Source organism: Rhodococcus sp. NPDC059969 (assembly GCF_042738325.1).
In the GTDB taxonomy this organism is placed as follows: Bacteria; Actinomycetota; Actinomycetes; order Mycobacteriales; family Mycobacteriaceae; genus Rhodococcus_F.
This window is the reverse complement of sequence record NZ_JBHWUF010000001.1, coordinates 1064056-1078359: the sequence shown is the minus strand read 5'-3', so window position 1 is coordinate 1078359 and position 14304 is coordinate 1064056. Positions and strand designations below refer to the sequence as shown.

The following is a 14304-nucleotide window of genomic DNA, read 5'->3' as shown; positions in this document are numbered from 1 at the left end:
TCAGTTTTCCTCCGTGTTCAAGCTTGTCAATTGGGCGGCAAATAGATTCAGTACGTTGACAGTTATCTGTTCGGTGAAGGGATCGTGATGGATCAGTCCGTTCACCCATTCGGCGGAACCAGCGTTGAACACCGTCCCGAGACCTCGCTTGTGGCATGCCACCATTCCCGATCCGTACTCGAGATCGCGAAGGTGCTCGGGTGGCTCACTCCCGTAGAAACATTCAAGAATGCCCTTCACTTCGGCAAGAGGCGCGCCGATCGGGACCGTGCCGTTCCAGCGGTCACGCGAGCCGCTGACTGCCGGTGCCATAGCAATGATTTCCAGATCCTCGGGCGCGCCGTCTTCTCCAGTGGCATATGGCTGGCCTTTTCTGAACGTGTAATCCACTCCGTCCACCTCGAATCCTGCAACACAGATCGGGGCGATCCCGAAGTTGTCGCCGTAGTACAGGTCGGTTCCGTTCAACGCCCAATGATCCGGCCGGTATACCGTGAAACCGCCCGAAGACCTGGGAGTTGTTGCACCGTAACGATTGTAGACTCCCGCCATGCCAGTCAAACCCATCGTCCACGCACCCGGCCGTCCAACCTCGGGCGAATCCCACGCCGTGGTCACCCGTGTCGGATCAACGTCACGCATCGGATCTTCGAACGGATTCTTGTAGCAGATTTGCGCATCACCTTCGATGCGCACCTGCCAGAGGAAGTTTCCGCCGAAGCGCGCCAAACAGCCCCCGCCTTCGACGAACTCGTCGATACGGTCGCGCATTTCCCATGACCAGTATTCGTCGTGACCGACGATGACCGCACACGAATACCCTTGCAGTGCTGAGGGATCCTCATGTAGGTCATGCTGAGTGATGTGGTGGACGCGAAACCCTCGGTCTTCCGCCCACACCGTGAAGGGGCGTTCGTACGTGGCCCAGAACGCATCCGCATGGTGGCGCGAGTAGCCGTTCTCCCACGCCCATTCGTACGGCGGATGACGCGGAATCCATCCGATTCCGGGTGTATCAGTGTGAATGTTGCGGGCGGCGCCTGTAGGTTTGCGCAACATTCCTCGCGCGATGGGCCGCTGCGTCGAGGAAAACGGTGTCGGCACGTCGCCGGAACCGTCCGGGACTCCACGATAGTGGTTGGCTCCGCCCCAGTCGTTGTAGGCGAGCATCGTGCTCGTCGTGTGAATGAGAACCATGTCGGCCGGCGCAGCGGTACGCGATCGCACTATGAAAAAGCCTTCACGCTCGACGACGACGCCTTCGTGGCGCATCCGTACGAGAATCAAATACATCCCCGAGGACCAATTCGAGGCAACCGTGAGTGCCAGGGACTCCGACCATCCACACCCGACCGCGTAGGCGTCGTCGGGCGTCGGCTGTTGCTTTCCCGGGAGACCGAGGTACTTGACGATGCTCTGTGGGCGGGCTCCGTCTCGCACGATCTCGAGGTCGTATTCGTCTGCGGTGGTGTGTACTCGAAGAGAGACGGTGTCGCCGGCGAAATACGAGAACTTGTCTGCGTACACCCAGATCTCCGGCTCTCCCGGATTCAATCCCGGCCGTTCGACCAATCCGCCGGGAACCGACCATGCGTATTCACTCATGCCGAAAGCACCTCGATCGAGTGGCTTCGAAGCCACAGGCTCCGAAGGACCCCCACTACGAATGCAATGACCAGCGGTACCACGAACAACAGATTTTGAGCAGTGGTCAGGCCCGTCATGGCACCCATGTTGACTTGCAGGAAACCAAGTGCCACGACGAGTGCAACAGTCGCGAGCGACGGTGCAATCAGCCTCTGCCACAATCCTTCTCCTCTAGCTCCTTGCGAAAAGAATCGGAGCACTGCAAGCGAGGTCAGAATCTGCAGAGCAAGCACCGCAATGATGGTCGGGGTGTTCGTCCACAAGACAACCTGCGTGTACGGATCTGCTGGGGTCAACGCAAATCCTGCGATCGCGAGAAAGGTCAACGCGCCCTGCATAATTCCGGCGACGCTGGGGGTACCGGTCGACGCCGACACCTTCGCCAACGCCGTCGGCAGGATCCTGCCCCGCCCCATCGCGAATAGATAGCGACTACACGCGTTGTGCAGAGCCAGACACCCCGCGAAGAAGCTCGTGACGATGAGCAGGTGCATGACGTCGGTCATCATCTCGCCCGCAAATTCACTGTTGAGGTCGAAGATGAGCTCGGACGGATCGCCGCCGAGGAAGTCGACCATGCGACTCGGTCCGACGGCTTGCACGATCACCCAGGCGCAGAAGGAATAGACGACTGCCAGGACGGTGACTGCCGTGTACGTCGCCCGAGAAACGGTGCGCCGGGGGTCAACCACCTCTTCGCTGTAAATCGCCGTTTGCTCGAAGCCGACAAAGGACGTGAAGGTCAACACGAAGACGCTGGCCAAGCCGGTCGTCAGGAAGGTCGAGGGCGAAAAACTGCCCAGCGACAGTCCTTCATGCCCGCCTTTGACCAGGACCGCAACACAGAAAACTGCGAGCACGCCGAGTTCGAGAGCCATCAACACCGCGAGCACCTTGGCACCGATGTCCACCCGGTTGTATCCCACGACCGTAACCAGAACGGCAATTGTCAGCGCGCATGCATAGATCGGAACCGAAATACCGAAAAGACTGTCGAGGGTGGACGACGTGAAAATGCCGCACGCGACGACAAATCCGATCTGACCGCCGAGATAGCCGACGTAGGCCACCACCGAAGATCCGGCGCCGACGATGGTGCCGAGTCCTTCCGTGATGTAGGCGTAGAAGGCGCCCGCACCTCGGATATGCCTGCTCATCGCCGTGAATCCGACCGCGAACAGTAGATAGACGATTCCCGGAACGATGTAACCGACCGGAAGTGCAGCGCCCGCGCTCATCAGTCCGAGGGGCGCAAATCCCACCAGAATGGTCAGCGGTGCCGCGGCGGCGATGACAAAGAAGACCAGATGTCTGCTGTTGATCGTCCCCCTACGAAGCCCCGGAGTAGGTCCGGGCGGATGCGGGTCGGGAACTGTGCCCACCCTTCGCGGGTCGGTGTTGTCGGTCATGGAGTGACTCCGTGCGTTATCGCAATTATGCGCTTGGACTGGAACGAGTACGACATGTGTCTCCAGGAAATTCATTCGGAGTTCGACTGGCGTTCCATGAGCGTGCCGAATCGTTTCAGCACTGTCAATAGCTGCGATGAAACGATTCGGCACTAGCCCTCTTTTAGACAACCGTCCACCAACTGCAGCAGCGCCCGATGCTCGGGCGTTACTCTTGAGTAGAAACCGACCAGCAAAGGAAGCGACCCGATGATCACGCCGAACGCCCCGACGCTTCGTGACGTCGCGACTGCCGCCGGTGTCGCCGTGTCGACCGTTTCCTACGCACTCAACGGCAAGGGCAGAGTCGACTCCGCAACTCGCGCACGCGTCCAAGAAGTCGCCGACCGCTTGGGGTACCGGGCCAATCGCTCGGCACAGAATCTTCGGACAGGCAGAACTGCCACCCTCGGACTGATGCTCCCGGCCCCGGAAGAGCTGTCATCGGCCGAGTACCTCAACTTCGACTGGTACGGACGTGTGGCAACCGCCGCCACCCAGGCCGCATTCCAGGCTGATCATTCACTCCTACTGCTTCCGTCGATGAAAGATCCGAACGGACTACGTCGCATCGAGATGGACGGAGTTATCGTTGTCGACCCCGCCGCCCACGACCCTCGTGTCGACGTCCTGCGGAGGATCGGAATCCCCTCTGCTGCAGTGGGTCCGGGACGAGCCGAACAATTCGGAAGCTTCATCTCGCCGGATCTCGTCTCGACTACCGAAACGCTCCTGAATCACCTCGCCGACCAGGGCGCGACAGACATCTTCATCCTCACCCCCGGACTGCATTCGGAGTGGACGCGCGCCACGACCAAGGCCTACATCGAGTGGTGCCGCGCCCGCGGGATGACGCCTCGAATCAGCGACGATCTGGCGCCGTCCTCTGGCGCTGATACCGTCGACCTGCTCGTTGCCGCAGCCTATACATCGACCCACAAGGCGCTCACGTCCGAGAATCCTCCCGACGCGATACTGTCGTTGATCCTCGGTTGCGCTCCCGCCGCCGTTCGGGCAGCGCGCGATCTCGGCTTGTCAATTCCAGAAGACGTCTTGATCGCACAGGACAGCGACGAACCTGCTCTGTTGATTTCAGATCCCCCGATCACTGCAATCGATTTCTTCCCCGAGGAACAAGCGAGATTGGCAGTGGATGCACTACTCGCCTTGATCGACGGAGACGGACGCCCAGCTCAGATACATACTCGGAGCGAACTACGTGTGCGGGCAAGCACGGCACTTACGCTCACACCATAAATTCACTCGGCACCGATAGACTGATTTCCGAATTATCGTCCGTCACACGCCGAGAGGAATCAGGTCATCGCGCACCGCTCCCGCGACCGCTTGGCCGGGTACCTCGCCGTAGCGCTCGTCTGTGTTCTCACTCTCCTCCTGTCTGTCAGCAGTGCAGCGGGTCTCGATCGTGAAGTGGCTCCCGTACGCATCGCATACGCCGCGGCCGCAGACACGTTCGGCGATCTGTATCTTCCAACCGGATCCGACGGCGACCTGCCGGTCGTTGTCCTCATCCACGGCGGCGGCTGGGCTCAGAAAAGCAACCTCGAGTACGCGGGTGCGTGGGCAAAAACCTTGACCCCGTACGGAATTGCGGTCTGGAACATCGAATACAGGCGTGTAGGTGGTCAGGGCGGTTGGCCGACCACGCTCTCCGATACGGTTGCGGCTACCAACGCCCTGGCCGGCATTGTTCAGGAAAGAGCTTCCGGGCGACTGGATTTGAGCCGTGTACACATCGCCGGCTACTCCGCGGGCGGACAGCTTGCCGCCTGGGTCGCGTCGCGATCACAGCAGGGTGCAGACGCTCCGGAACCGGACCTCACCGTGCCGGTTCGCTCGGCAACGATCATGGCCGGCGTCTTCGACATGACGCTCGCCGCAACCGCTGGCAAAGATCGATTTGTTCGAAATCTTCTGGGCGGCATGCCCGTCGACCATCCGGACCGTTACCGCATCGCATCACCGATCGAACACCTCCCCACCGGCCTCCCTGTCACGGCGATCCACGGACTCGGCGACAAGGTCGTCTCGATCGAACAGAGCCGACGCTATACCCGTGCCGCCCGAGCAGCAGGCGATGCGGTCGATCTGATCGAACTACCCGGAGTCGGCCACGGCGACTTCGGGAACCCGACAACCGACGCCTGGGCTATCACCAAGCAAGCAATAATCGACCACGTAAACGCCTCTTGAGCAGGTAAAAGCACCCGCTGTGATCACGATCGCCCGATAAAGAATTAGCTGAAACCGCATTGATGACGTACGGTGGGGTTATCAGAGGGCAGCCGTCAGTCAGGCAGCCGGTCGCTTCGCCCGGAACTAAGGTTCCAGTATTCGTTCCAGGGGCAGACTTCCAGTTCGGTGCAAATCCGCGCCTTTGATCACTACGCACTTTCATCAGTCCCGCAGATTGTTGACCAGGCCGAAGGCTCCGACGGAGTCCGCCGCCAATCGCGTACCGACTGCACCAGTATCAACATGCGCTACACACTGCACGGGCCTAAAACCCGTGCAGTTCAAAGGAATACCTTGATCAACACCATGATTCACCCCGACAACACGAACAACCAGACGAACAGCAACTCGACAAACGGTCTACGGCTCCCGACAACTTCGGGCCGGATCCGCGAGCGCGGGATCGAAATCGTCTGCACCCTCTACCGTTGCAGCTCCGACGAAGCTGCCGACCTGCTGGTCCGACATTCTCAGACCAACAACCTCAAGGTCACCAGCCTGATCAAGGCGCTTGTCGCCCTGATCGACGAGGACACGTCCGGCACCGGCTATGGAAGCGATAACGCACTGGCGTCTCACTTCTGGCTGCGTGAGATCAGGAATCTCAGCCAGGCACACCGACGCAGCGATCACTTTCATCGCCATCTCGTCGGCGCGTAACCGGCCCTGAAGGACAGCTGAACGACAGCTGGGGCAGTACACGGAAATCGTGTACTGCCCCAGCTTTGTGTTTTCAGTTGACAGGAAGCCGACCCTCGGCAGTCAGGCGGAAGCCGACCCTCGGCAGTCAGGCGGAAGCCGACCCTCGGCAGTCAGGCGGAAGCCGACCCTCGGCAGTCAGGCGGAAGCCGATTCCTTGTTCAGGCCCTGCGGTGCACCGTCGGTATCGGTCGCCTCGTCCACATGCTGCGGAGCGAAGAGCAGGCAGACGATGCTCAGGATGCACATGCCGATCAGCAGTGCGATGACCGGCCAGATGCTGCCGGTTGCCTTGTACATCAGCGTCGAGACCAGCGGAGACAATCCGCCGAAGATCGCGCCGGCGCCCTGGTACGCCAACGAGATGCTCGTGTAGCGAGCCTGCGGCTTGAACATCTGCGACAGAACAGCGGCGATCGGACCGTACGTGGCAGCCAGCACCAGTCGCATGACGGCGAAGGTCAGGAAGATCAGGAACACGGATCCGGACTTCAGCACCAGGAACTGCGGTGCTGCGAGTATTGCGACCGCGGCAAGACCCCAGATGACGACGCGGACGCGTCCCACCTTGTCGCCGAGCCACGCCACTCCGAGAGTCGCGATCAACTCGACCACTGCCGCGACACTGAGCGCGTTGAGAATCAACGTCTCGGACAACCCGACATCGGGGTCGGTTGCGTACGCCGTGATGAAGGTCGTCACGAGGTAGTAGCCGCCGACTGCGACGGGCAGGATGCCGATACCCAGGATGATCGGGCGCCAGTTGGTCACCAGCGCGTACTTGAGCGGCAGCATTTCCGGTACATCCGCGGACTTCACCTCGGACTCGAAAACCGGGGACTCTTCGACCTTCAGGCGCACGACCAAGCCGACGAGAATCAAGAGCGCCGAGCAGAGGAACGGCAGACGCCAAGCCCACTCGCGCAGAGCGTCGTCGCCGAAGGTGGAGAGAATGCTGAAGAAACCGGTGGCTAGAAGCGCGCCGGCGGGGTTGCCCAGCTGGGCGAATCCGCCGTAGAAGGTCTTCTTGTCCTCGGGAGCATGCTCGACGGCCATCAGGACGGCACCGCCCCATTCGCCGCCGACGGCAAAGCCCTGGACGAAGCGAAGAACAACCAGAAGCAACGGCGCCCAGAACCCGATCGACGCGTAGGTGGGCAACATGCCGATGAGGAATGTTCCTGCGCCCATCAGCGTCAAAGTCACGACAAGGGCGGTGCGCCTGCCCATCTTGTCACCGACATGGCCGAACACGATTCCGCCGAGCGGGCGAGCGAAGAAGCCGACGGCGTACGTCGCGAACGCCGCAGCAACACCGGTCAGGCGGTCGGTTCCGGGCGGGAAGAAGATGTCACCGAATACCAGCGCGGCTGCCGTGGCATAGACGTAGAAGTCGTACCACTCGATAGTTGTACCGACGAAGGCTGCAAATCCCGCCTTGCGGGCCTTCACGATCTGTTGCTCTCGGTTCATTACTTTTCCTCGGTGGTCGAAGTGCTCGACAATAGGTGGTTATGACCTGAATGTGCGAGTTCGCCGTCGATCCAGGTCTCCCGGACATCGATCTGCGCAATCGCGTCGGCCGGAACCTCGAGAGGATCCGCGCCCAGAATGACGAAGTCGGCCCGCTTGCCCACCGAGATGCTGCCCAGTTCTGCTTCACGGCCCAGCGCACGCGCACCGTTGAGCGTGTGAGCCTGCAGTGCCTGGTCGGCGGTGATGCGGAGTGCATCCGAGCCGAGCTGATGGCCCTGACGCGTCACACGGGTGACGGCAGCCTGAATCGCTTCGAGCGGCTTGGGCTCGGCGACCGGTGCGTCGGAGCTGATGGTCACGGGAACCTCGGCAGCGATGAACTCGCCGAGCGGGTTGAACCGCTCACCCGGAGTCCCGATCGCAGCGGTGACGCCCTCGCCCCAGTTGTAGTAATGCTGCGGCTGGTTCACCGGGTAGACACCGGCCAGGTTCATCCGGGCGATCTGCTCGGCCGTCGGGAGTCCGCAATGCTCGATGCGGTGACGCGCGTCGGCGTCAGGGTGAGCCTTCTGCGCAGCTTCGATGGCATCGAGCACCATGTCGATGGCCGTCGGCGACTGAGCGTGCGTGGCGGTCTGCAGACCCACCGAGTGTGCCTTGGCAATCAGCTCCGAGTAGTCCGCCGGCTCGTGGTAGAGCTGCCCGGTGCGGCACGGGTCGCCCACGTATCCGTCGGGGAAGTACGCGGTCCAGCCACCGAGAGTGCCGTCGGCATAGAACTTGATGCCGCCGAACGCGAGCTTGGAATTGCCGAAGGCGCCGTGCATTCCCGTGTCGATGACGTGATCGAGGAGGTGGCTGAGCATGTACATGGAGACGCGGGTCTTGAGCTGATCCTGCTCGGCCAGACGCAGGTACATGTCGAATTCACGACGGGTCACCTGGCAGTCACCGATGGTGGTGACGCCGCCGGCCAGGAACTTGTCCTGCGCGACGGACAGCTGGCGAAGGTGCTCTTCGGGCTCGTCCTCGAGATGGAAGTTGGGTCCGTGATGACCGACCTTCACTCCGTTGACGCCGGTGAGAATGTTGCACGCGGCGTCGGACAGCTCGCCCGTGAGCTCGCCGTCCGAATCTCGGAAGAACTCGCCACCGGCCGGGTTCTCGGTGCTCGCATCGATGCCGTGCTTGTCGAAGGTGAAGGAGTTGACGACGCCACCGTGACCGCTCGCGTTCATGAGGTAGACCTCGCGATCGGTGGCGACCTGATCGAGCTCTTCCTTGAGCGGATGACGCCCTTCGATCAGGTTGCGGTGCTCGTAGCCGTATCCGCGAATCGGGACACCCGCAGGTGCTGTGAGTGCCGCTTCCTGAAGCAGCGCAATGATTCCGGGGATCGAGTGAGCCTTCTCCGGACCGCAGTCCACCCAGCTGAGCATCTGCCCGTACATGAGCGGGTGTGCGTGCGGATCGACGAAGCCGGGGACGACGGTGGCACCGTCGAGTTCGACCACCGCGATTGTGCGAGTGCTCAGGCGACGCGCCTCGGTGCGGCATTCCTCGAGTGTTCCCACCGCTGCAAAGCGGTTTCCGAACACCAGGAACGCTTCGGCTCCCGCCGTGCTGTCGTCAACGGTGTGAATCTTGGCGCCGGTGAAGATCGTGGCGGTGGCGTCGAGCGGCGAGGCTTCGTGCGTGTGCAACTTGCGCATGGCGGTCCTTCGTCGAGATGGTGGTGCAGGTCACTGCGTGTTGAGCGAAAACTACGCCCTGACCTGGAGCTATGCAATGCATCAAAGTTTCAGACCAGGTGGTATACAACTTTTTTGTAGTGGTTTTCGAGCATTTCTGCACTTATCCGCATCATTCATGGCCACATGCGACTGTTCTAATAGGAAGCGGGTACAGAAAAATCTCTGGAAAAGTTGGGACATCCATGACCGTCGATCTCGATTCCAAGCTCATTGCCGCACTTCAGCGCAATGGGCGAGCGACATACCGCGAACTGTCCGCGGCGGTCGACGCACCACGCGCAGCGGTGTCCACCAGAGTGCAGGCACTGCTCGACTCGGGAACTGTGTCCGTGGTTGCGGTCGCGCATCCCGAACTTCTCGGATTGAAGGCACTCGCACACGTCTCGATCGCCGTGTCCGGACCGATGACCCCCGTGCTGAACGCGTTGATCGAGTCCGAGGCCGCCGTCTACATCTCGGCAGTCAGCGGGCAGTACAACGTGATTGCGGAACTTCGGGTGCCCGGTCACGACGATCTGTATCGCGCCATCGCCGAACTCCGCTCACAGCGGGGCGTTCGATCCGTGAGCACGCTGGTCTACGTCGACGTCATCAAGGGAATCTTCATGCCCGAGAGCGCTTTACAAGCCGACATCCGACTCGACTCGACGGACGTCGCGTTGATCGAACTACTCGAACGCAACGGGCGCATGCCATTTCTCGAGCTGGCCGAACATACTGGCCTGTCGCCGAGTGCCGTACGCAACCGCGTCAATCACCTTGTCTCGAGCACGGCACTTCGCGTCGGAGCCGTCGTCAAGCGGCGAGGCGGTGGCCGGACATTGGCGATGGGCATCGGCGTCAACCTGGGCTCACGGGACGACAACGCGGTGTCGGAGATCGAGTCGCTGCCCGGAATCGAGTTCCTCGCCCGAACCCTGGGGCGGTACGACGTGATCGCGACCGTTGCCGCCAACTCCTCCAACGACCTTCATTCCCTGTCCGAGCGAATCCGCGGGATCGACGGTGTCAGCGGCTTGGAATCCTGGGCACATCTCGAGGTGTTCAAAGAGCACTACGCCCGCAGCCTGGACGTACGGGGATAGTTCGCAAGTCATTGACCCACTTATGGAAGCACGCTAGCCTCGGACAAGTCATTGACCCACTTACCCGAGGTTGCATACATGTCCGATTCCGGACGCAAGGTAGACACTGTCGCCGCGACGATCGAGGAGGCCATCGCCTCCGGACGATGGCCCGTCGGATCAAAACTCCCACCGGAGACCGCACTGGTCGATGAATTGGGAGTCGCCCGAAACACCATGCGCGAGGCGGTACGGGCGCTTGCACATGCCGGAGTTCTGTCCGTTCGCCACGGCGGCGGCGTGTACGTGACGGCGGCGTCGCCGGTCGAAGGACTACTCGGGCGCAGACTCGCCAGAGGCGACGTTCTCGACGTACTGAGTTTGCGACGCGGACTCGAGGTCGAAGCCGCACGGCTCGCAGCGCAGCGCCGCACCCCCGAAGACCTCGCACGGATCCACGCAGCATGGAACGCACACCCCGATCACGCCGGCAGCTCCGGTACGACCGAAGCCGGGATGGCCCTGCACCTTTCGATCGTCGAGGCGTCACACAATTCCGCCCTGATCGACGTCTATCGGGGAGTTCTTGCCGCCGTGTCGGATTCACTGTCCGCCGTGAGCATCGGTCCGGGATTCCACGTCGGCGAGCATCGACCCTTGATCGCAGCTATCGAGGAACGCAACCCCGACGAAGCAGCACGCGCGGCAGGCGCAGCGCTCGATACGGTCATCGACGCAATCGAGAGGAGCTTGTCGTGACTCGGGGAAACTGGAACGGTGCAACGTATTCGACTCTTGCCGAACAACTCTCACCTGCATCACTGGAAGCACTGCGCTCGATCGGACACGTGAGCACGGTGTACGACGTCTGCGCCGGAACCGGGAACTTTGCGCTCCCGGCGGCCCAGCGCGGCATGACGGTCCACGCACTCGACCTCTCCGCCAGCCAGCTCGAGGCCGCGCGCGAACGCTGGATTCCCCGCCCCGGCATCACTGAACCCACCTTCACGATCGGCGATGCACAATCGTTGCCGTGGCCGGATTCGAGCGCCGACGCCTGCGTCAGTATCTTCGGGATCATCTTCTGTCCCGATCCCGCGATCGCTCTCGCAGAAATGATGCGGGTGACCAGGCCAGGCGGAAAGATCTGCGTCGCAACGTGGTCGGAGAACGGGTGGGCAGCAGCACTCCGCAGAGAAGCAGCCTCAGCATGGAAAGGCATCACACCGCTACCGACGACGTGGGCGCGCTCGAGCGAATTCGAGAAGGCAGCAGCTGGATTGGAGTCGGTGAGCTCGTCCTGTCATGTGCTCGAGTGGCAACTACCAGCCGGGTCGGATCCCATAGAGGAACTGTGCGACCAGGCACCGGCATTGAAGAATTTTCGCGAGGCAGTCAGAGAAACAGGAAGCTGGGCTTCGATGTCCGCTCACCTGCGCTCGACGCTTGCGCCCTATCTCAGGTCGAGCGCAACCGGACCCGTCGCCACCAGTGAATACGTCCTGCACGTCGGGACTGTCCCGAAACCTAGGACCGCGCCCCTTCGAACGCGCGGGTAACCCGTGGGGCCGGATACGGTCTCTTCACCGTCCACCGACCCGAAGAGGCCCGCTCGATGTCCGAATCGAACTCCCTGCCCGAATTGAAGCAAGCGTCGCAGCAAGCATCGAAACAAACCTTGTCCATGACCGTCCTCATGACGCCGGACATGTCCAATTTCTCGGGCAACGTTCACGGCGGAACGATTCTGAAGTTCCTCGACCAGGTTGCCTACGCGTGCGCGAGTCGATACGCCCAGACGTACGTCGTGACCCTGTCCGTGGATCGTGTGGTGTTTCGCGAGCCGGTGCACGTCGGTGAACTTGTCACCTTCACCGCTTCCGTCAATTACACCGGGCGCACGTCGATGGAAATCGGAATACGCGTCGAAACCGAAGACATTCTTCTCGGAAAATCTCGACATACCAACAGTTGTTACTTCACGATGGTGGCAATGGGCAGCGACGGAAAACCCGCTGAGGTACCCCAACTCCGACCGACCGGAACAATCGCGAGGCAACGGTTCGAGGCCGGGCGTCGGCGCCGTGAGCTGCGAAGGGAGAACGAACTGCGGGAACAGTCCATCCGGGCCGCAGTTCGGGACCTAACGCCCGAACACGATGACTGAATATTGCAAGTATTTAAGTTATAATCTTATGCATTAAACTGACCGGTGTGACTTCGAAAGCGCAAGACAAATATGACGTCGTGATTGTCGGCGCAAGCATTGCTGGATGCGCCGCCGCAATCATGTACGCCCAGCAAGGTCTGCGAATAGCGCTTCTCGACGCCCGCTCCGACGCCCGAGCCCACAAGGTCCTGTGCACTCACCATCTACAACCGTGCGGCGCCCCGATCCTGCAAAGGCTCGGCGCCACGGAAAAACTGCTCGCCCTGGGAATGGTGCAAACCGTTCCGAAGTTCTGGACTCCGTGGGGATGGATCACCCCTGACGCCACCGACGCCTCGTCGCCACCGGGATTCAATGTCCGAAGGGAGACGCTCGACCCGCTCCTGCGGCAACTCGCGAACGACTACCCGAACGTCGACCTTCTTCTCGGACATCGCGTTTCCGGGCTGCTGACCAAGAACGGCACCACGGCCGGCGTGTACGGAACCGCACAGGGCTCGGCCTTCACTCTCGAAGCGAAATTGACCGTCGGAGCGGACGGCAAGGATTCGACAGTCGCACGATCCGCGCGATGCGACTCGGAGACCGTGACAAACGGTCGCTTCAGCTACTTCGCCCAACTCTCCGGACTCGAACGACTCGACGAAGAATCTTCACTGTCGTGGTTCATGGATCCCGACGTCGCCTATCTGCTCCCCAACGACGGCGGGATCAGCGTGCTGGTCGTCTTCCCCGCCCTCGACAAACTCGATTCGTTCACTGACGACCTGTCTACCGCTTTCCTCGAATACGCCAACGCTTTACCCGGCGCTCCGCCGATTCGCCGCGAGCACATCGTCGGGAAGATCGTTGGTACCAAACACTTCTCCACAACCCTCACCGAACCGGTAGGTAACGGGTTCGCACTCATCGGCGACGCCGCGGCGACAAACGACCCGTTGTGGGGCATCGGATGCTCGTGGGCACTCGAGACCGCGCAGATGCTGGTCGACGCCACCGCGCAAGTACTGGCGGAGACGACGGCACACACACTCGATTCACATCGCAACATGAATGCTGCACTGACCGAATACCGCAGTGCCAGAGCGAGTATGACGAGTCACATCGACTATATGAGTGGTTACGCCGGTGGGCGAAAGTTCACCGTATTCGAACGTCTGCTCATCTCCGCGGCCACCCATGACCAAGGCGAAGCCCAAAGGTTCTACTTGTTCGGTTCCCGGTTGATACCTGCCGAGCAGTATCTCTCGGCTCGCTCGGTCGTTCGGGCAGCACAAAAACATCTCAGGCACCGTCTGCGTCGTGGATCTGTGGCCGGGACGTAATCTGCCAAGCGTTTTTTCGGCACCGGCAATGGGGAACCCTCCGATCGCAACCGAGCCGGAGGAGCGACCATGCGTGCACACATCGCCATTCCGAGTGAATCGACTTGTCACAGGTACGTAGTCGCTGTCGCCAGCTCCACCTTCGCCGAATCGGTGATCTGGTGCGACGGTCCCGCGTTCGACGCGGTGATCGTGCTGGGTAGCGAAATTCCGCAACACAGCGGCCACCGAGCGGTGCTCGCCTGGAATCACTACTTCGGGTGGGCTCTCGGTGTGGAAACCACACCGGATACGTCGTTCGCCGTTGTCGAATGCCTCGGTATCGGGAGAATGCCGGATCCGGAACTGTGCGCCGACCGCGCCGTCGAGTTGATTGCACAGGCGGGTAGTTAAGGAACTCGTCGCGCGGCGCTCAGTCGAGCGGGCATAAGATCGAGCGCGAGTTTCGCACGCCCGACGAAAGAG

The 14304-nt window shown here is 61.3% G+C and carries 13 protein-coding genes; 9 read left to right on the top strand and 4 right to left on the bottom strand.

The genetic code is table 11. The annotated features are described in order from the left end of the window. Together ACFWAD_RS04875 and ACFWAD_RS04870 are read right to left on the bottom strand one after the other, a co-directional pair. A complete protein-coding gene (locus ACFWAD_RS04875) occupies positions 1 to 1605 on the bottom strand; it encodes a N,N-dimethylformamidase beta subunit family domain-containing protein (protein ID WP_378541801.1) in 1605 nt (534 codons plus the stop codon). Further along, the gene (locus ACFWAD_RS04870) at positions 1602 to 3056 is read right to left on the bottom strand and encodes an APC family permease (RefSeq protein WP_378541799.1); all 1455 of its coding nucleotides are present in this window, start codon (positions 3054 to 3056) and stop codon (positions 1602 to 1604) included. The genes ACFWAD_RS04875 and ACFWAD_RS04870 overlap by 4 nt, the downstream gene beginning before the upstream one ends. A gap of 249 nt (positions 3057 to 3305) precedes the next feature. On the opposite strand from ACFWAD_RS04870, the gene ACFWAD_RS04865 reads away from it, so the two are divergent. From ACFWAD_RS04865 to ACFWAD_RS04855, 3 genes are all read left to right on the top strand, one after another. After that, on the top strand, positions 3306 to 4352 hold the full coding sequence (locus tag ACFWAD_RS04865) for a LacI family DNA-binding transcriptional regulator (RefSeq protein WP_378541797.1): 1047 nt from the start codon (positions 3306 to 3308) through the stop codon (positions 4350 to 4352). Between the two features lie 90 nt (positions 4353 to 4442). Beyond that, a complete protein-coding gene (locus tag ACFWAD_RS04860) occupies positions 4443 to 5309 on the top strand; it encodes an alpha/beta hydrolase family protein (RefSeq protein WP_378541796.1) in 867 nt (288 codons plus the stop codon). Positions 5310 to 5645: 336 nt separating this feature from the next. Next, on the top strand, positions 5646 to 6011 hold the full coding sequence (locus tag ACFWAD_RS04855; protein WP_378541794.1) for an antar domain protein: 366 nt from the start codon (positions 5646 to 5648) through the stop codon (positions 6009 to 6011). A 177-nt stretch (positions 6012 to 6188) separates the two neighbouring features. Here ACFWAD_RS04855 and ACFWAD_RS04850 read toward each other — a convergent pair whose 3' ends face one another. Beyond that, complete coding sequence (locus ACFWAD_RS04850) at positions 6189 to 7523, bottom strand: MFS transporter (RefSeq protein WP_378530652.1); 1335 nt, start codon at positions 7521 to 7523, stop codon at positions 6189 to 6191. Beyond that, positions 7523 to 9238 (bottom strand): amidohydrolase, encoded by a 1716-nt coding sequence (locus tag ACFWAD_RS04845; RefSeq protein WP_378541792.1) that lies wholly within the window; start codon positions 9236 to 9238, stop codon positions 7523 to 7525. The genes ACFWAD_RS04850 and ACFWAD_RS04845 overlap by 1 nt, the downstream gene beginning before the upstream one ends. A 224-nt stretch (positions 9239 to 9462) precedes the next feature. Here ACFWAD_RS04845 and ACFWAD_RS04840 point away from each other — a divergent pair, with 224 nt between their 5' ends. The 6 genes from ACFWAD_RS04840 to ACFWAD_RS04815 all read left to right on the top strand — a co-directional run bounded on the left by ACFWAD_RS04840 (position 9463) and on the right by ACFWAD_RS04815 (position 14232). After that, the gene (locus ACFWAD_RS04840; protein WP_378541790.1) at positions 9463 to 10365 is read left to right on the top strand and encodes an Lrp/AsnC family transcriptional regulator; all 903 of its coding nucleotides are present in this window, start codon (positions 9463 to 9465) and stop codon (positions 10363 to 10365) included. A 78-nt stretch (positions 10366 to 10443) separates the two neighbouring features. Next, positions 10444 to 11103, top strand: a complete 660-nt coding sequence (locus ACFWAD_RS04835) for a FadR/GntR family transcriptional regulator (RefSeq protein ID WP_378541789.1) — start codon at positions 10444 to 10446, stop codon at positions 11101 to 11103. Beyond that, on the top strand, positions 11100 to 11903 hold the full coding sequence (locus ACFWAD_RS04830) for a class I SAM-dependent methyltransferase (protein ID WP_378541787.1): 804 nt from the start codon (positions 11100 to 11102) through the stop codon (positions 11901 to 11903). The genes ACFWAD_RS04835 and ACFWAD_RS04830 overlap by 4 nt, the downstream gene beginning before the upstream one ends. A gap of 125 nt (positions 11904 to 12028) precedes the next feature. After that, a complete protein-coding gene (locus tag ACFWAD_RS04825) occupies positions 12029 to 12511 on the top strand; it encodes an acyl-CoA thioesterase (RefSeq protein WP_372472416.1) in 483 nt (160 codons plus the stop codon). A gap of 47 nt (positions 12512 to 12558) precedes the next feature. Further along, positions 12559 to 13839 carry an NAD(P)/FAD-dependent oxidoreductase gene (locus tag ACFWAD_RS04820; protein WP_378541785.1) on the top strand — a complete coding sequence of 427 codons (1281 nt, stop codon included), beginning with the start codon at positions 12559 to 12561 and terminating at the stop codon, positions 13837 to 13839. A 69-nt stretch (positions 13840 to 13908) separates the two neighbouring features. After that, positions 13909 to 14232, top strand: coding sequence for a DUF6292 family protein (locus ACFWAD_RS04815; protein WP_283306201.1), 324 nt, complete (start codon positions 13909 to 13911; stop codon positions 14230 to 14232). Positions 14233 to 14304: the final 72 nt, after the last annotated feature.

Excerpts from the sequence above, each read along its gene's own strand:
- ACFWAD_RS04815 (WP_283306201.1), top strand. The coding sequence starts at position 13,909 with ATGCGTGCACACATCGCCATTCCGAGTGAATCGACTTGTCACAGGTAC.
- ACFWAD_RS04835 (WP_378541789.1), top strand. The coding sequence starts at position 10,444 with ATGTCCGATTCCGGACGCAAGGTAGACACTGTCGCCGCGACGATCGAG.
- ACFWAD_RS04850 (WP_378530652.1), bottom strand. The coding sequence starts at position 7,523 with ATGAACCGAGAGCAACAGATCGTGAAGGCCCGCAAGGCGGGATTTGCA.
- ACFWAD_RS04825 (WP_372472416.1), top strand. The coding sequence starts at position 12,029 with ATGACCGTCCTCATGACGCCGGACATGTCCAATTTCTCGGGCAACGTT.
- ACFWAD_RS04845 (WP_378541792.1), bottom strand. The coding sequence starts at position 9,238 with ATGCGCAAGTTGCACACGCACGAAGCCTCGCCGCTCGACGCCACCGCC.
- ACFWAD_RS04870 (WP_378541799.1), bottom strand. The coding sequence starts at position 3,056 with ATGACCGACAACACCGACCCGCGAAGGGTGGGCACAGTTCCCGACCCG.
- ACFWAD_RS04865 (WP_378541797.1), top strand. The coding sequence starts at position 3,306 with ATGATCACGCCGAACGCCCCGACGCTTCGTGACGTCGCGACTGCCGCC.
- ACFWAD_RS04840 (WP_378541790.1), top strand. The coding sequence starts at position 9,463 with ATGACCGTCGATCTCGATTCCAAGCTCATTGCCGCACTTCAGCGCAAT.
- ACFWAD_RS04875 (WP_378541801.1), bottom strand. The coding sequence starts at position 1,605 with ATGAGTGAATACGCATGGTCGGTTCCCGGCGGATTGGTCGAACGGCCG.